General features: G+C 37.2%; 16 protein-coding genes. 4 read left to right on the forward strand and 12 right to left on the reverse strand.

The features are described 5' to 3' along the window. Positions 1-8: 8 nt before the first annotated feature. Positions 9-1,148 carry an acyl-CoA dehydrogenase family protein gene (locus AC6F34_RS02480; protein ID WP_500768623.1) on the reverse strand — a complete coding sequence of 380 codons (1,140 nt, stop codon included), beginning with the start codon at positions 1,146-1,148 and terminating at the stop codon, positions 9-11. Between the two features lie 188 nt (positions 1,149-1,336). Here AC6F34_RS02480 and AC6F34_RS02485 point away from each other — a divergent pair, with 188 nt between their 5' ends. Continuing rightward, entirely contained in the window at positions 1,337-1,909 is a 573-nt protein-coding gene (locus tag AC6F34_RS02485) for a hypothetical protein (RefSeq protein ID WP_500768625.1), read from the forward strand. Here the strand turns inward: AC6F34_RS02485 and AC6F34_RS02490 are convergent. Further along, a complete protein-coding gene (locus AC6F34_RS02490; protein ID WP_500768627.1) occupies positions 1,887-2,654 on the reverse strand; it encodes a 3-hydroxyacyl-CoA dehydrogenase in 768 nt (255 codons plus the stop codon). The genes AC6F34_RS02485 and AC6F34_RS02490 overlap by 23 nt on opposite strands. A gap of 129 nt (positions 2,655-2,783) precedes the next feature. After that, positions 2,784-3,488 carry a class I SAM-dependent methyltransferase gene (locus tag AC6F34_RS02495; protein WP_500768629.1) on the reverse strand — a complete coding sequence of 235 codons (705 nt, stop codon included), beginning with the start codon at positions 3,486-3,488 and terminating at the stop codon, positions 2,784-2,786. A gap of 140 nt (positions 3,489-3,628) precedes the next feature. Here AC6F34_RS02495 and AC6F34_RS02500 point away from each other — a divergent pair, with 140 nt between their 5' ends. Then, on the forward strand, positions 3,629-3,913 hold the full coding sequence (locus AC6F34_RS02500) for a hypothetical protein (protein ID WP_500768631.1): 285 nt from the start codon (positions 3,629-3,631) through the stop codon (positions 3,911-3,913). 55 nt (positions 3,914-3,968) lie between these two features. Here the strand turns inward: AC6F34_RS02500 and AC6F34_RS02505 are convergent, their stop codons facing one another. The 7 genes from AC6F34_RS02505 to AC6F34_RS02535 form a co-directional block, all read right to left on the reverse strand. Continuing rightward, positions 3,969-5,741, reverse strand: a complete 1,773-nt coding sequence (locus tag AC6F34_RS02505) for an L-lactate permease (RefSeq protein ID WP_500768633.1) — start codon at positions 5,739-5,741, stop codon at positions 3,969-3,971. Positions 5,742-6,133: 392 nt separating this feature from the next. Next, positions 6,134-6,910: an IclR family transcriptional regulator gene (locus AC6F34_RS02510; RefSeq protein WP_500768635.1), complete on the reverse strand. Its 777-nt coding sequence runs from the start codon at positions 6,908-6,910 to the stop codon at positions 6,134-6,136. A 40-nt stretch (positions 6,911-6,950) separates the two neighbouring features. Beyond that, a complete protein-coding gene (locus AC6F34_RS02515; RefSeq protein WP_500768637.1) occupies positions 6,951-7,730 on the reverse strand; it encodes a fumarylacetoacetate hydrolase family protein in 780 nt (259 codons plus the stop codon). Between the two features lie 72 nt (positions 7,731-7,802). Further along, entirely contained in the window at positions 7,803-9,983 is a 2,181-nt protein-coding gene (locus AC6F34_RS02520; protein WP_500768639.1) for a malate synthase G, read from the reverse strand. 20 nt (positions 9,984-10,003) lie between these two features. Further along, complete coding sequence (locus AC6F34_RS02525) at positions 10,004-11,461, reverse strand: FAD-linked oxidase C-terminal domain-containing protein (protein ID WP_500768641.1); 1,458 nt, start codon at positions 11,459-11,461, stop codon at positions 10,004-10,006. Further along, the gene (locus AC6F34_RS02530; protein ID WP_500768643.1) at positions 11,451-12,818 is read right to left on the reverse strand and encodes a (Fe-S)-binding protein; all 1,368 of its coding nucleotides are present in this window, start codon (positions 12,816-12,818) and stop codon (positions 11,451-11,453) included. Before AC6F34_RS02530 ends, AC6F34_RS02525 begins: the two co-directional genes overlap by 11 nt. Further along, positions 12,819-14,144 carry an FAD-binding oxidoreductase gene (locus AC6F34_RS02535; protein WP_500768645.1) on the reverse strand — a complete coding sequence of 442 codons (1,326 nt, stop codon included), beginning with the start codon at positions 14,142-14,144 and terminating at the stop codon, positions 12,819-12,821. Positions 14,145-14,379: 235 nt separating this feature from the next. Here AC6F34_RS02535 and AC6F34_RS02540 point away from each other — a divergent pair, with 235 nt between their 5' ends. Continuing rightward, on the forward strand, positions 14,380-14,589 hold the full coding sequence (locus tag AC6F34_RS02540; RefSeq protein ID WP_500768647.1) for a hypothetical protein: 210 nt from the start codon (positions 14,380-14,382) through the stop codon (positions 14,587-14,589). A gap of 81 nt (positions 14,590-14,670) precedes the next feature. Here AC6F34_RS02540 and AC6F34_RS02545 read toward each other — a convergent pair whose 3' ends face one another. Beyond that, on the reverse strand, positions 14,671-15,873 hold the full coding sequence (locus AC6F34_RS02545; RefSeq protein WP_500768649.1) for a coiled-coil domain-containing protein: 1,203 nt from the start codon (positions 15,871-15,873) through the stop codon (positions 14,671-14,673). A 398-nt stretch (positions 15,874-16,271) separates the two neighbouring features. On the opposite strand from AC6F34_RS02545, the gene AC6F34_RS02550 reads away from it, so the two are divergent. After that, positions 16,272-16,859, forward strand: a complete 588-nt coding sequence (locus AC6F34_RS02550; protein WP_500768651.1) for a hypothetical protein — start codon at positions 16,272-16,274, stop codon at positions 16,857-16,859. 61 nt (positions 16,860-16,920) lie between these two features. Here the strand turns inward: AC6F34_RS02550 and AC6F34_RS02555 are convergent, their stop codons facing one another. Then, complete coding sequence (locus AC6F34_RS02555; protein WP_500768653.1) at positions 16,921-17,604, reverse strand: GNAT family N-acetyltransferase; 684 nt, start codon at positions 17,602-17,604, stop codon at positions 16,921-16,923. Positions 17,605-17,609 lie beyond the last annotated feature (5 nt).

Consider the following 17,609-nt stretch of genomic DNA (forward strand, 5'->3'; position numbering starts at 1 on the left):
TCCTCCCTTTATAAACCTAGATTTTTGGCAATAATGGTTTTCATAATCTCATTCGTTCCTGCATAAATGCTCGCAACTGGTATATCTCGAAATCTTCTAGAAATTTCATACTCTTCCATATATCCATAACCACCATATAACTGCATGCACTCCATCGCAATTTTTCTCGCTTCATCGGTTATTTTCCATTTTGCCATCGATACTTTTGTAACAACATTTTCGCCATTCATATGTTCAACAATTAAAGTGTCTAAAAAAGCTCTGCTCATTTGAACTTCAGTTGCCATTTCAGCAATTTTAAATTGAGTATTCTGAAATTTGCTAATACTCTTCCCGAATGCTTTTCTTTCTTTTACATAATGTATTGTTTGACGGAGTATTTCCTCTGCAGCAATTTGCGCTGCAATCGCTACTACAAGTCGTTCCTGTTGAAGTTTTTCCATTAAGTAAGTAAATCCGTTTCCTTCTTCACCTATTATATTCTCAACTGGCACCATGCAATCTTCAAAAATCAATTCTGCTGTGTCCTGACAGTGTAAACCAATTTTATTTAATTTTTTCCCTCTTTTAAATCCTTCTAATCCTCGTTCTACAGCTAGAAGGCTTATTCCTTTATGCTTTTCACTTGGATTTGTTCGACAGGCAACGATGACTAAATCAGAATGAATTCCATTCGTAATAAATGTTTTTTCGCCATTTAACCGATAATAATCACCTTCACGAATTGCTGAGGTTTTAATCGAAGCTAAATCTGAACCCGTTCCAGGCTCCGTCATTGCAATTGCCGTGATTATTTCACCAGAAGTACATTTTGGTAACCATCTTTTTTTCTGCTCCACCGTCCCATAAGTAGTAATATAAGGAACGACAATATCATTATGAAGGGCAATTCCAATTAAACCCGATCCAACTCTTTCTAATTCTTCATTAATGACGACAGAATAGCCCCAATCTGTATTGCTTCCACCAAACTTTTCATCAACATCCGGACATAAAAAACCTTGTTCACCCATTTTAGTCCAGAACTCTCTAGGGATAAGACGGTCATTTTCCCATTGATCATAATGTGGATAAGCTTCATTTTCTAGAAATTTCCGAAACGACTTTCTAAAAATATCATGTTCTTCTGTTAAATATAATGGTTTCATTCTTATGATCACTCCATTAAAATTGTAATATATGAAACTTTTTACCTTTTGTTATCGTATAAATTAGTATAGATACATATACAACTTTAGTCTTAGTAAAAATTAAAGCTCTAGTTCATTCACTTGAGGTTATTTATTTTGATATCATTCAATTAATTAATCTCACCGAACTGAAAGGAACATCTACAATGAGAAAAGTTTATTTATTGCTTACAGATACAGGGACATTATTTACAAGATGCATAAAAGTATATACACGGAAGCCTTTTAACCATGCATCCATTGCATTTGATGAGCAGTTAGGTGAGCTTTATAGCTTTGGACGAAAGAAATACTATAATCCACTAATCGGTGGCTTTATAAAAGAAAACATCAACAATAAATTATTCTTAAAAGCAAGATGTGGTGTTTATGAACTTCAAGTTACGAATGAACAGTACGAACAGATGAAAAGATTCATAGAATGCATCCAAGAAAAACAAGATTTTTATCGTTATAATTTTCTAGGCCTATTTGCGCTTGCTATTCAATTAGAGTGGAATCGAAAGAACGCTTTTTTCTGCTCTCAATTCGTATCAAAAGTACTACAAGAAGGAAATGTCCTTCAAATGGAAAAACCAATATCATTTATTACACCATATGACCTTCAATGTCATCCTAAATTACAGGAAGTTTATACTGGAAACTTGAATGAGTACTTAGTAAGTGTTCGTCCAAGTTCGGATGCTGATGGCATACTTACTTCGGCTGCATTCGAATAGCTCCATCTATGCGAATAGTTTCTCCGTTCAGCATTGGATTTTCAATAATGCTAGCTGCTAGCTTTGCATACTCTGAAGGGTAGCCCAATCTCGTTGGAAATGGAACCATTTTCCCTAATGAAGATTTTGCTTCTGCTGGTAAGCTATCAAACATCGGCGTTTCAAATAGTCCTGGAGCAATCGTCATTACCCGAATCCCATAGGATGCAAATTCACGAGCAATTGGCAAAGTCATGCTCATCACACCGCCCTTTGAAGCACTATAGGCAGCTTGGCCAACTTGCCCTTCAAATGCTGCAATAGATGCGGTATTTATAATTATTCCTTTTTCCCCGTCATCCAAGCCTTCATTTTTCATCATATATTCGCTCGTCAATCGAATAGCATTAAAAGTCCCGATTAAATTAACTTCTAGTACCTTACCAAATGCTTCTAATGTATGTGTTCCTCTTTTACTATGTACTTTCGTTGCAATTGCAATGCCTGCGCAATTCACCAATGCATTAATCTTTCCATACTTTTCAGAGGTTTCCTTAAGGGCTTTCTTAAATTGTTCTTCACTTGTTACATCTACATTAAAAAAGGAAGCGCTTTCTCCAATCTCCTGAACGAGCGCTCGAGCTTTGTCTTCAGAAAGGTCGAAAATGGCTACCTTCCCTCCACTGCTCACAATTTTTCTTGCTGTTGCCTCCCCTAAGCCAGAAGCACCTCCAGTAACAACTGCTACAACTTCATCGATCTTCACTCATTTCTCCTCCCTTTCGTTCACTCTATAAACTTTATTCAAGATTCATAGGCAAAACTCCTTTTTAAAAATGAATAATGCTTCATTTCCTTGCTGAATGCTCCCACATAAACATATGGGAGCCATTTTCTATTTGATAGCCTTAATTAAACGATATCCTAAAACATCACCGTATTTACTATTTAATAACTGATGATCCATTAATAAATTACCAAAATTCGGTGAATACTCTAAGTTCATTTCAGTCTTATCCAACTTATCCCACTCATCAAATATCGAATGCCCAGTTAAGATTTCACTTGTAGTAAATGATTGTTTTAATTCATGCAGCCACTGCTGTTCGTTTAGTATTTTTGGAATGGAATAGAAAGTTTTTATTTCAATTTGTTCTTCATCTAATAATTCTCCTTCACAGACCATTTCATTTAAAAATAATGTTCCTCCTTTTTTTAACACCCGATTGATTTCAGCTAAGCTCTTTTCAATACTCGTAAAAGCTAAAACGGATTCAGCAATGACCACATCATAGTACCCCTCATCATAAGGGAGGCTTTCTATTTCTCCTATATCAAATGTGACAGCGACTCCTGCACTAGCCGCATTTCTTTTTGCTTTAGAAATCATCACCTGATTGTGATCAATACCTATCACTTCCACATCATCATAGTTTGCAATGAGGATGCTTGTTGCACCAAGTCCACATCCAACTTCTAATATGCGTAATGACTGTCCTGAATCAAGCTCTTCAAGTATCATCTTTGTTACCCGTTTTCCTCCTGGATGAGCGAAGGCGATCTCCGCTTCAGCTAATGCATTTTCATATTTATGATTCATAATTCCTCCGTAATCTGTTTTTAATTTATCTTATGAACAAACTTTTAGAAAGTTAATCTACTAGCCTATAGCTTTTACCTATTCCTAATGAAAGCTCGTACATATACTAACTAGAAAACTAATGAAATGGTGGTGATAAAATGTCTAGACAACGTTACTATCGTGATTGCCAAGAAGGTATTGGCAGAGCAGTAGAGATAAAAATGGAAGATGGTCAAGTATTTCGTGGAATCATTGATCGTGTTTCAAATCAAAAAGTTTATTTGCGTCCTCTCCGTAATAATAAATACAGTGGCTATGGGTATGGTGGTTTTAGTGGACGAGGCTGTGGCTGTGGTTGGGGATGTGGTTGTGGTTGGGGATTCGGTGCCGGATTCGCAATTGGTGCAATTGCAGCGCTCATTTTCCTCCCTTTCTTCTGGTAAGTGGTAAAAATAAATGTAGACAAAGTCGAACTTTGACTTTGTCTACATTTTGAATTTATTTAGAAATTCCCTTATTGTTCATATAAAACTGGGATCTTTTTTGATTTGTAGCTATAATATATACAGCAATTACAGCGACGCCAACAGTTACAATCGAACCAATATTGAAAAGTCCTTTTTCAGAATACCATACAATGGAATACCCAATAGCTCCAGCCGTTAATGCATAGTAAAAGAATGGAAGTAGTGTTTTTCTTATGACTTCTCCTTCTCTCCCTACGAGTCCTACAACTGCAGAAGCTGCAACTACGTTATGAACACAAATCATATTACCAGCTGCTCCACCAACTGCCTGCAGGGCGACAATCCAAGTTGGGGCGACTCCTATCTGATTCCCTACATCATATTGGAACAGAGAAAACATCATATTACTAACAGTATTACTACCAGCAATAAAAGCTCCTATACCACCGATAAAGGTAGCAAAGAATGGCCAGAATTCACCAGCAATTGCCGCTGCACCATTTGCTAATGCGATAGGCATTTGCTCAAATCCAGCAGCCCCACCACTTGTGTTAATAAATACTTGAACCATTGGAACGGTAAAAATTAGTGCTGTCGAAGCGGCAATCGTCGTTTTAAATGAATCCTTCCACGCTTGTTTGTATGCGCTTCCACTCATACCGTGGATAAAGAATGTTAAGATTGAAACAAGTATAAAGACTGATCCTGGAGAAAATAACGGTTCAAAAGAAGGTGTGATCGCGGTGCCAAACAAGTTTTCATATTTGAGTATTACACTTTTCGTCCACGCTTTCAATGGAAGTACTTCTAACCTTGTAATGACTAGGAATGTTCCTATTAAAATGTATGGAGTCCAAGCTCTAAACATCCCCATCTGTTTTGTAACACTTAATGAAGTATTAACTTCTATTTTTCCTGTCCAAGAAGGATCCCATTTTGTTTTTTCTTCAAAATCCCATATTTCTTCTTTAGGCATAAGAAATCCTTTTTTCGCAGCAAAAACTACTATTGCTAATCCAATTAAGCCACCAAACATTGATGGAAATTCAGGTCCAAGGAAATTTGCTACTAATACATAAGGAATGGTCATTGAAAACGCAGCGAATAATGCAAACTTCCAAACCCTTATTCCTTCACTAAATGATTTATTCTTTCCAAAAAACCTTGTCATAAGTCCGACTACAAACAATGGCACTAAAGTCCCTGTTATCATGTGAACAATGGAGGCCTGTGCACCAATTTGCACAATTATTTCTTGTAAATTTCCAGTTATATTTCCACCACTAAGTCCATTTTGCACCCCTACAAGAACAGGTGTCCCAACAGCTCCGAATGTAACCGGTGTACTCTGAATAACCATTCCAGCAATTACTGCTGCCATTGCAGGAAAACCAAGACCAACCATTAAAGGAACAGCTACTGCTGCAGGAGTCCCAAATCCTGATGCACCTTCAATAAAAGAACCAAACAACCAAGCCACTATAATAACCTGTACTCTTCTATCAGGTGAAATATCAATAAACCCTTGACGGATTGTATTCATTCCACCACTCTGTTGTAATGTGTTTAAAAGTAAAATCGATCCAAAGATAATAAATAATAGCGTTGCGGCAACAACTAGTCCGTTTACTGAAGCGGCTGCAACTTGATTAAACGGTACTTGCCAAACCCATAATGCCAAAGCAATTGCTACGAGGTATGAAATTGGCATTGCTTTGCTAGCTGGCCAACGTAGTCCTACTAAAAAAATTGCAACGACAATAATTGGCAATAAAGATAAAAGTGCTAAAACACCTGTACCCATAAACAACCTCCCTTTCGTTTCTTATTAGGAAACATCATTTTCATTTTGTTGCAAATATGAAACATTGTTATATAACAAAAACAAATTAGTTGTATAACAACATGTCTTATTTACATTATACAATTTATTATCTAAATTTCAATAATATTCTGAAAAGTATCAACGAGTATTTCTTTACAAACAAATAAAACATTTTATGTATCTGAGAATACTCAAAAAGAGCATGCATTGCACACAAAGGTGCTGATTCAAGATTTGCCGACTTACACTAAAACTGATTATCTTATAAAGTCGTACTTCAAAAAAATATCAATTAACCTTCAAGAACTACTATTATTACCTCACCAAAAAGCGTACATTCCATTTACCTAGAATGTACGCTTCATATTTGACTATAAGATTGCTGTTTTAAACCCTAAACGATTGGAAATTTCTTGACCTGTTCGAATCATCCTATGCTTTAATTCATCCAATCTTTGGTCTGTCATTCTCATCGTCGGACCAGAGATGCTCACCGCTGCCATTACCCTGCCTAAATGATCAAATATAGGGGCGGCAATACATGTAATCCCGTATTCATTCTCTTCTAAATCTAATGCATACCCTAATTTCTTCACATTTTGTAACTCGAATAATAACTCTTCTTTCGTGATAATTGTTTTACTCGTATGTGCAGGCAATCCTTTTCTTTCCACAATGTCTTCTACAGTCGATTGCGGAAGCTGTGAAAGAATTGCTTTTCCAACAGATGTACAATGCATTGGTGCTCGTTTTCCTACCTTAGAATGCATGCGCAAGGCTTGGTTTCCATCAAGCTTCTCTATATAGACAACCTCGCCTTGATCGTAAACGACTAAGTGGATAACTTCATTAATTTCTGATTCTAATTTTTGTAAAAACGGCTTTGCCTCTGTTCGCAGGTCAATCGAGTCTAATAATTTTGAGCTAATATCTAAGAAACGATACCCCAATTTATATTTCCCCGATTCTTCAAGCTGTTCGATGTATCCGTATTTGCAAAGTGTCGATAGGATTCTGTAAACAGAGCTTTTGTTTATATCCATTTGATTGGCGATCTCTGTAACCCCTAATCCACTTTTTTTTGTACTAATAATTTCGATAATATCTAACGCCCTGCTCACAGACTTCACCATGTTCTCTCTTTCCACATTTTCACCTCATCAGTGTATCTATTGCACGATTATACTGCTATTTTCTTAGTGAAACACTCTTTGCAACTACTTTATTTTGTAATGAACCAATTTCATCAATACTACATGTAATAATCGTTTCATCCCCAATCATTTCCGCCCCTACTGGACTACCAGTTAAAATGACATCACCTGGCTTTAATGTCATAACTGTAGAGAGATAGGCAATCATTTTTTGAACAGAAAAAATCATTAAGTTCGTTGAACTATTTTGTTTTTCTACTCCATCTACATTTGCCTTAATACGAACCTGTGTAAGATCTAACTCAGTTTCAATCACTGGCCCCAGTGGTGTGAATGTATCAAATGACTTCCCAACCATCCAATGCCCATCACTGCGGAAGAACTGTGGAGCTGTTACATCATTGCCAACCGTATATCCAAAAATATGATTCATAACTTCTTCCTCAGTTAGATCTTTCGCCTCCTTGCCAATGACAACAGCAAGCTCTGCTTCAAATTTCACATCTTCAATTCCTTCTGGAATGAAAATTTCTTCATCTGTACCGATTACTGATGAAGTTGGTTTGAAGAAAAACACCGGGATGGCAGGTAGCTCATCTGGCAAATCAGCTTCACCTGCTACAAAATTTGCTCCAATTCCAATAACTTGATTTGGCTGAATTGGTGAAAGTAGTTTGCACTCTTCAATTGGTAGTTCAACCCCACTATAATTCCATTGATCTGTTAAGTAATCTCCTGTTATTTCTTTAACTATTTTACCATCTAACACACCTTGCAACTTCTCTCCGTTGTACTCTACTTGTAAAAATTTCATTTTTATCTCCACTCCTCTATGATTGTCATTTATAAAAGCAGGAGAGAATAACCTCCTGCTTCCTCCACTGAATTAACTATTTTTTACAGAAAGTTTCTCTTTTGCTTCAATTCTTCTTCTGTGTAATATTGGCTCTGTATAACCATTTGGTTGATTTACACCTTCAAACACAAGTTCACAAGCTGCTTGGAATGCAATTGATTCATCAAAGTTCGGCGCCATTGCTTGATATGCAACATCTCCTGCATTTTGTTCATCAACAACCTTCGCCATTCTTTGTAGTGTCTCAGTTACTTGTTCTTTAGTACATACCCCATGGTATAACCAATTGGCTACGTGCTGTGAAGAGATTCTTAATGTTGCACGGTCTTCCATCAATGCAACATTATGAATGTCTGGTACTTTTGAACAGCCTATTCCTTGCTCAACCCATCTAACAACATAACCTAAAATCCCTTGAGCATTATTATCCAGCTCAGCTTGTATTTCTTCGGCTGACCATTTCTTTTCTCCCGCAATTGGAATTTGTAAAATATCGTCCTTCAAATCTACTACATCTTGCTTTAACTCTTCCTGTAAAGACAAAACATCAATTTCATGATAATGAAGAGCATGAAGCGTAGCTGCAGTTGGTGAAGGTACCCATGCCGTATTTGCACCTGCTTTAAGATGTCCCGTTTTCTGTTGCAGCATTTCTGCCATTAAATCTGGCATTGCCCACATTCCTTTACCTATTTGCGCTTTTCCTTGTAAACCTGTCGCTAAACCTGTCAAAACATTTGATTTTTCATAGCCAGTCAACCACGCTGTGGATTTCATATCATTTTTACGGATCATCGGACCTGCTACCATTGACGTATGCATTTCATCTCCTGTACGATCTAAAAATCCAGTGTTAATAAATACGACTCTTTCTTTTACTTCTTTGATGCAATTCTTCAAATTCAACGAAGTACGCCTTTCTTCGTCCATAACCCCAATCTTTAACGTATTGCGCTTTAATTCAAGAGCGTCTTCAATTTTTGCAAATAATTTATTTGCAAATGCCACTTCTTTGCTTCCGTGCATTTTTGGCTTAACGATATAGACGGATCCTTTTTTCGAGTTTTGATAAGGGCCATTCCCTAAAAGCGTATGCTTCGCGATTAAACTTGTTATGACTCCATCAAGAATCCCTTCAAACACTTCTTCCCCATTTGCATCAAGCACCGCACTGTTTGTCATTAAATGCCCAACATTTCTCACGAACATGAGGGAACGCCCAGAAAGAGAAATCTCCGAACCTTTTGGACTAAAGTATGTTCGATCTGGGCTCATTTCGCGAGCGATTGTCTTTTCCCCTTTTTTAAAGGAAGAAGATAAATCACCTTTCATTAACCCTAACCAGTTTTGATACACAAGTACTTTATCTTCAGCATCTACCGCTGTAACGGAGTCTTCGCAATCCATGATCGTCGTGATTGCCGATTCTAATAAAATATCTTTCACGCCTGCACGATCGTCTTTACCAATAACATGATGATGATCAATTTGAATTTCAAAATGAAGCTTATTGTTTTTACATAGAATTGCAGATGGCTGATCAGATGTGCCATTATAGCCTACAAACTTATCTTCCTCTTTCAATGTCGTAACCGATCCATTCTCAAGCTCTACTTTTAATGCCTGAGAGTTCACTTCGTACTTAATGACTTCATGATGAGAACCTTCAGCTAGTGGTGCTGCTTTATCTAAAAAGTCACGCCCGTACGCAATTACCTTATTGCCACGTATTGGGTTATAACCTCCTTCTCTTGTTGCACCATCCTCTTCACTAATAGCATCTGTTCCATATAACGCATCATAAAGGCTACCCCATCTTGCATTTGCAGCATTAATTGCATAACGTGCATTGTTCACAGGAACGACAAGCTGTGGTCCAGGTTGTCGTGAAATGTCTTCATCCACATTTTCGGTCTCTACTGAAAAATCTGCACATTCCTCTTCTAAATAGCCAATTTCTGTTAAGAATGTTTTGTATGATTGAAAATCAAAATCGCTATTCTCAGTATGCCACTGATCAATGGCAGCTTGAAGTTTGTCACGATGCTGTAATAGTTCTTTATTTTCCGGTGTTAATTCTTGTATTAATTTCTCAAATCTTGCCCAAAAATCCGCTTGTGCTACTTCTGTTCCTGGAAGAGCTTCTTTATTTATAAATTCATAGAGTTCCTCAGCAACTTGTAGTTTCCCAATATTCACATAATTTGCCATTTGTTCATACCTCCGATAAATTAATTTGCAGCTAATTGTTTTTCATACGATTTAATATCTGCACATTTACTAGGTGATGGAAAAAGTTTTCCTCCATTTAATAAATTGAGAGGATTAAATACTTCACGAATATTTGTCTGTGCGATTAATTCATCCTCTGTAAATACAAATCTCATTTCCTCTTTCTTTTCAATTCCAACTCCGTGCTCACCTGTAATCGTCCCACCTACATCAGCACAAACCTTTAAACATTCGCTACCCGCTTTCAATGCTTTATCTGTTTCTCCAGGAATTCTTGCATCAAAAAGGACAAGTGGATGGAGGTTTCCATCTCCTGCATGAAATATATTGGCAATTCGGAGCTCATATTTCTTGCTTATTTCACCAATGCTCTTTAATACGGCAGGTAATTGACTTCTTGGAATGACTCCATCTTGCACGAGATAATCTGGCGAAATTGTCCCCATCGCTCCAAAGCCTGTTTTACGATTGGCCCACCATCTAGCTCTTTCTGATTCATCTTTTGCAGCACGGACTTCACGAACATGATTCTTTCTACAAACTTGTAAAATATCTTCAATTTGTTCATCAATTCCAGCTGCAATTCCATCTACCTCAATTAAGAGTACGGCTTCAATGTCTCTTGGATGTCCAACTGGAAAGGCTGCTGATTCAACACCTTCAATCGCAATTTTATCCATCATCTCTAATGCAGCAGGTACAATTCCCGCAGACACTATATCGGATACTGCCCTACTGCCATCTTCTATTCGATCAAAGTAAGCAAGTACAGTCTGTTTTGATTCTGGATTTTTCAAGAGACGAACAGTAATTTTAGTAACAATTCCCAATGTTCCTTCTGACCCAGTTAGCAATCCTAAAAGGTCATAGCCTGGTTCATCAAGTACGCCATTGCTACTAAATTCTACGACATCTCCATTTGGAAGGACGACTTCCAGCCCTAGAATATGATTTGTCGTTACTCCATATTTCAAACAATGGGCTCCACCGGCATTTTCAGCTACATTTCCTCCTATTGTACAACAATATTGACTAGATGGATCTGGAGCATAATAATATCCTCTGTTTGAAACGGACTGTGTTAGCTTCAAGTTTACAAATCCCGGTTCCACTACCGCCCTGCGATTCTCTAAATCTACTTTTAGCAACTTTTTCATACGGACTAAGCTAATAATGACTTCTCCATTAATCGGAATAGCTCCACCACTCAAGCCTGTTCCAGCTCCTCTTGCTAAGAATGGAAGCCTCGCCTTGTGACAGTATTTGACGACACTAGCTACTTCTTCAGTATTACTAGGAAATACGACAGCTTTTGGAAGGGAAGCATGCAATGTAAATCCATCACAATCATACGCAACTAAATCTTCTTTTTCATAGAGAATCGCATTTTTTCCATTTAATAAGTTTGCTAGATTATGAATATGGGGATCGTTTGTATTTAAGCGTTTATTTCTCAATTTCTGCACCACCGTTGCCTGTAGACTCTTTCTTATATGCCCAGTCTAAAAGCTGGATAGTATGAACAATTTGTTCATTACGGCCATATTTTTGTACACCCATTGCCATTTGTAGCATACAGCCAGGGTTACCCATTGAGATCATTTCCACTTCATCTGGAATGTTCTCCATCTTTTTATCTAATACAGCCTCTGCCATTTCTGGGTTTGTAATATTATAAATTCCAGCGCTCCCACAACAGCGATCGGCATTGTTCATTTCCACGAGTTGAATACCTGGGATGCTGTTCAATAATGCTCTTGGTTCATGGCGAACACTTTGACCATGTGCTAAATGGCAAGCATCGTGATAAGTAATTTTCGAATGGATTGACGCCTGTGGTGGAATGATTCCAGTATCATATAAATATTTTGAAACATCCTCTACCTTTTCTCCTAGCGCTTCTGCTTTTTCTTTCCATTCAGGCTCCTCTTTAAAGAGCTCTTCATACTCCTTCATCATACATCCACATCCCGCAGCATTAACAACGATTTTATCGTACTGAGAAAATGCTTCGATGTTTTTCTTTGCAAGCTCCCGCCCTTTATCACGGTCTCCTGCATGCACATGGAGTGCCCCGCAACATGTTTGATTTTTAGGAATCACAACATCATGGCCATTTTTTGTGAGGACATTGATTGTAGCTTCATTAACATCACTAAACATGACATCCATAATACATCCTGTAAGTAAGGCTACCTCTCCTCTTACTTCTCCTTTAGCCGGGATGACTTCATCATTGCGGTATCTTTTTTTAACTCCAGTGTTGACTTCGGGCATAACCGCTTCCATATTCACTAAATGGTTCGGCATGATATTGATTAGTTTGCTTTTACGCACAAAGGTTTGAAGACCACTTTTCTGATAAAGCTTTAGCGCTCCACCTAATGCTTGCAATCTTGGCTGATGTGGAAATAAATGATGCAAAAACGCTTTACTAACTGTTTTTTTCCATCCCTTTAACGGCATCGCTTGCCGAATTTGTCCACGAGCTTCTTCGATTAGTCCGCCTACATCGACGTCTGCTGGACATGCGGTCGTACATGCTCTGCAGTCTAAACAGGCAAAGACAGGATCGGAGAATTGCGTATTAACTTCCATTTTCCCTTCTGCAACAGCTTTTATCAAGTAAACTCTCCCTCGCGGAGAATGCTGCTCTTGTCCTGTTTCTTCATATGTAGGGCATGACTCTAAACACATTCCACAATGGACGCAATCTGCCCATTTTGATTCATCTGGAGGATCGCTCCATAAATAATTTCCGACTGGTTGGGTACATGCAGCACTTTGCTCGTCTTTCAATAACGTTTTGTTCATTCAAATTCCTCCTACAAAACGATTCTTATTCATGATGTTTTGTTGGTCGACTTGATGTTTAATCCGTTGTGAAATAGCTTGTAGCGGAGTCGTTTGACCCCAAACACCCAATTTGCTTCTAAGTGAAAAAGGAGCGTGTCTCACAATCGCATAGCCAGCTAACTCTTTCGTCAAAGCTTGTAGCTTGTCGATCACTCTAATTAATTGGTCATCCTCACCAGTTAGGATGAATGAGCCTAAACCATGACCTAATCCCCCATGAACAAATGATGAAACTCCATATTCCTCAGCTAGCCGCTGAGTTTGATTCATCAATGTTAACCAGTCCAAGTTAACTAACCCTACTTTAAGCGCTACCGTATGTTCATTTCTTGTATCAATACCTGCTAGTGGCATCTTAGAGTAAAATCTCTCCCATGCAACATCTGCATCTTCCTGGAGGAACTCAGCGACTTCAATTCCTTTTATTCCACTGGTCAGACCATGTATTGTTTGTAATTGATAATCGACTGCAGTTTCTACATCTTCAAAAGAAAGCAGAATAGCGTATTTACGAATACCTATCATCTGTTCTGTCATATCTGGGTTTAATACGTCTAAACAAACAGGCTCAATTACGTCATCAAGCAATTGAATCGCTAATTGTTTCATTTTTTGGAGATCAAATGTTTTAAAGCTGATTAACTGAATTGCTTTTTTCTTCGGAATTGGTCTTAATTTAAACGTTAATTCAGATAGTACACCTAACGTTCCCATTGAGCCGATAAATAGCTTATTCATGTCATAGCCAGCTACATTTTTTACGACTTTTCCACCAGTACGGATGATCTCACCATTCGGATATACAACTCTCATCCCAATAAGTGAATCTCTGACACCACCATCTCTAAGCCTTTTTGGCCCTGAGTCATTGGCGGCCACAATTCCACCAATGGTTGATACATGTGGTTGAAAAGGGTCAAGCGGCAATCTTTGATGATAGCTTTTTAAGTATGACTGAATTTCATGAAAAGGTGTTCCTGCTTTGACTGTAATTGTCATATTGCCAGCTTCATGCTCTACAATTCCTTTGTACTCTTTTAAAGAAAGCTCGATCTTAGCTTTTTCAATACTTCCACCCCAGCCCTTTTTTGTTCCATTTCCACTAATGTTCACAGAGCACGTGTTTTCATCTGCTATAGACAATGTCTTAACAATTTCCTCTTCTGTTTTAGGGTATACGGTCACTTCCCCACCATTTCCCCAAATGTCAAATTTCCCTTCTATAATCTGTTCTTGTGGAAAGTGTTTATGAAGAGAATCAATAATTGTCGCATTTGTAATCAATGTCTCCCCTCCTATTGTTTTGTAATAACAAACAATGTTTCTTAACTGTCTCAAAAAAATTTTACCATCTATGTGGCAACAAATTACATAATATTGTTAACACTATTTAATCATGGCGACGCTTACAATTCAACTATTTTTTTAATGTTCAGATAATAATATTTACTTCAACTCCATTATCATGTAATTTTATGTAAAGATGGTAGTTAATAACTTAAAGGAGTTGTGAATAAACTTGAATTTTTTAAAATTGGGATTACTTGGAGCCTACGTTGGACTTTGCATTGGATTATTTTTACCAGCGTTATCATCATATGATCATTTATTATACAATGAGGGCATTGTAAGTTTATTTTACTTGGCTCGGTGGTCCGTTGGTGGATCGGTTGTTTTTGTACTTTTCGGAAGCATGCTGCACTATTCTAATAAGGTATCCACTAATTAATCTGACTTTTTTAGGATATCGACGAAAAAAGAATCGAGGATGTTACCTCGATTCTTTTTGTTTTTTGCTATGAAACTTCTATTATCTTACCCTCATAACACGACCGTTAAATTTATCTGCCCAGTAGCCACTTGTCATGTTTTCAATTGCAACACCTTTACTGCTTTGAGAACCGATGAATTTTCCTCCACCAAGGTATATGCCTACATGTCCATCTCTTTTATACGTATCAAAGAAAACAAGATCTCCAGGCTGCATTTGATTTGTTGGAATACGTGTGCCTGTATTCTTTAGTCCATCGGTAGATGCTGGTACACTAATTCCTGCTTGTGAGAATGCCCAAGAAACAAAGCCTGAACAGTCAAATCTTCCATTTGCTATATCATAAGCATTTCTTCCGCCACCAAATACATAGACAGAATTCCCAATGTAGCGGTATCCCGCATTTATAACAGTACTAATGTTGCCAGAAGGTTTAACATTACTAGTTGCTGGGGTATTAGATGAGTGTACAGCATTACTTGTAGCAGAACTAGATGATTGACTCACAATACTTTGTTGAATTTGTCTTTGCATTGCTGCTAAACGATCATCTTCTACTTTTAATTCATTACGTTTTGACGCTGCTGCTTTTTCTTTTTCTTTTAGTTCGTTTCTTAATGAAGCATTATTTTTTTGTTGTTCTTCTAATTGAGCTTTCATTCCTTCTAGCTCTGTTTTCATGTTTGTTAATTCTTCAAGCTTTTGATCCACTTCTTGTTTATGTGTTTCTACAAGTTCTTTATCTTCAGCATGTTGAAGAATAATATCTTGGTCAGCTTCCACGATTTTCGAAACAGCTGTTACACGATCAATGAAATCTGAGAAGCTTTTTGAAGCTAAGATGACCTCAACATAGTTCATCGTACTACCACCGTTTGTTTGTAGTGAAACTGCACGTTCTTTTAAAATTTCACTGCGTGCATCGATTCTTTCTTGAATGATTGCAATCTCAGCTTCTAACTTAGCAACTTGTTCTTCAGTAGCTACTAGATCGTTTTCTGTTTGCACGAATTGCTTTTTATTATCTGCAATTGCCTCATCTACTCTTTTTACTTGAGCTTCAATCGTTGCAAGTTCTTCTAAAACAGTCGCAAGTTCTTTTTCCGCTGCATTTAGAGTAACTTTTAATTCACTGCGTTCCTGTTGAATAGACTGAACTGTGTTTGCGCTCGCAGTTGGTACAGATAGTGCACTTAATCCAATAACAAATGCTGTGTTTAACACGAATAACTTTTTCTTCAATTTATTCCCCTGCTTTCATTATGTATAACTTTCTATATATATTTACGTTTGTTGAAATATGTAATTTGACGTAGTCTAAAAGTGAGTACAATGGGATTATAGCATCGCTTTTTGACAGGCTTGTTAGAGTTATATTACAAATATATTACTAATTACGACATTGTTCGATAGGAAGTCCTATTTACAGTAACAATTGATTCGACGAGAAGCATAAGATGATTTACCTATCTCGCAATCATGAAATCTTCTTTTTTTGGTTTAAAATCTACCTTATTGGGAATAGAATAGATAATCAAGCTGTTACACGAGTAATTTTTGTAATCTTTTTGTAACAAAAATGAAACCTTTTGACATGTAAATCCGTCTAATAAGTATAGAATCTTTGAGGGGGATAAAAGATGTCCATGTTAAAACATTCCATAAGCGCAATCGCATTGTTCATAATCGCGATGCCAATGAATTTTACACAACCAATCCAAGCAGATCATAATAGCACTTCCATATCTGAAAAAGCACTAATTAAAAAGACACTTCAGTTTGAAAATAATTTTGAATTCTTTGACACTGGAATAATAGCTGATAGCTCAAATCAAGAACTAGAGATTGTAGCGGAGAAGGAAATCACATCGGAAGAACAGCAACCAGTCACATCTTCATTATCAGAGCTTCAAAGTAAACTAGTTATAAACATGACACAATCTCAAATCAAAGGACTGTTCGGAGAGCCCGATCAAGTGTTGCGCGATGCTATGTATAATTTGCCTTTATGGAGATATGACTTTAAAAATGACGAGGACTATGCATTTGTTTCGAAATTAGACGATGTCGATGTTGATGCACTCGTTAACGGTAAATTATCTTATATTTTGTTCTTCACTTTCCCTGAAAACAGTAAAGAGACTACTCAAATTTCACTATATTTTATAGATGACAACAATGAATTTAAAAATTACAGAGTCTATGAAGATGGAACGATTATAAAATAATCTCAAGAAAATATACAAATAAAACCCCCGATTGTAATGTGCGGGGGTTTTGCTATTTTTACTACATTTTAACTTGGCTATGTTTGAATGGATTTTTCCACTCCATTAACAGACCATAGTTTAACGACTCTTCATCTTCTAAATAATTTTTAACGACAGTAAGCGGTGTTCTGCCACATCGTAGTAAAAATGAAATGACCGGGTCTCTCAATTCACCATTTAAAACTGCCTCAACATACTCTTCAGCTGATTTTTCAGAAGCATAATTGCAATACCCTGGCATTCGGGCACCACCCAAAAGTCGCTCCAGTCCTTTTTCAATAACGACATGGTACATTGCTTGCATTAAAATCTTTCCAAGACCAAAGCTTCGAAACATTGGTCTAATGCTAATATCTACTATATATAATGTATTTCCATCCTGATCATGTGTACGGATATAACCATCATCTGTCACTTCTTCCCATGTGTGATCTGGAGAAGCAGGATCAAATGCAGTAATTAGTCCAGTTAAAGAACCAGCTAGCTTACCGTTTACTTCAACGCATAATGCACCATCTGGAAATGTGTTTATATGGCTTTCCAACTGTTCCTTATTCCACCATAGTTCTTCTGGAAATGGGGATGGAAAGCATTCAGATTGAATCGCAATCAATTCATCAAAATCCGAGCGGTTATAATTTCGCACAACAATCGATATTGGCTTCTGTTGGTCATATACATAAAATTCACTATGATAAGTCATTTTCT

It is taken from the genome of Niallia sp. CD-39, assembly GCF_059874745.1.

Excerpts from the sequence above, each read along its gene's own strand:
- AC6F34_RS02520 (WP_500768639.1), bottom strand. The coding sequence starts at position 9,983 with ATGGCAAATTATGTGAATATTGGGAAACTACAAGTTGCTGAGGAACTC.
- AC6F34_RS02485 (WP_500768625.1), top strand. The coding sequence starts at position 1,337 with ATGAGAAAAGTTTATTTATTGCTTACAGATACAGGGACATTATTTACA.
- AC6F34_RS02530 (WP_500768643.1), bottom strand. The coding sequence starts at position 12,818 with ATGAACAAAACGTTATTGAAAGACGAGCAAAGTGCTGCATGTACCCAA.
- AC6F34_RS02495 (WP_500768629.1), bottom strand. The coding sequence starts at position 3,488 with ATGAATCATAAATATGAAAATGCATTAGCTGAAGCGGAGATCGCCTTC.
- AC6F34_RS02550 (WP_500768651.1), top strand. The coding sequence starts at position 16,272 with ATGTCCATGTTAAAACATTCCATAAGCGCAATCGCATTGTTCATAATC.
- AC6F34_RS02555 (WP_500768653.1), bottom strand. The coding sequence starts at position 17,604 with ATGACTTATCATAGTGAATTTTATGTATATGACCAACAGAAGCCAATA.
- AC6F34_RS02480 (WP_500768623.1), bottom strand. The coding sequence starts at position 1,148 with ATGAAACCATTATATTTAACAGAAGAACATGATATTTTTAGAAAGTCG.
- AC6F34_RS02505 (WP_500768633.1), bottom strand. The coding sequence starts at position 5,741 with ATGGGTACAGGTGTTTTAGCACTTTTATCTTTATTGCCAATTATTGTC.
- AC6F34_RS02500 (WP_500768631.1), top strand. The coding sequence starts at position 3,629 with ATGTCTAGACAACGTTACTATCGTGATTGCCAAGAAGGTATTGGCAGA.
- AC6F34_RS02515 (WP_500768637.1), bottom strand. The coding sequence starts at position 7,730 with ATGAAATTTTTACAAGTAGAGTACAACGGAGAGAAGTTGCAAGGTGTG.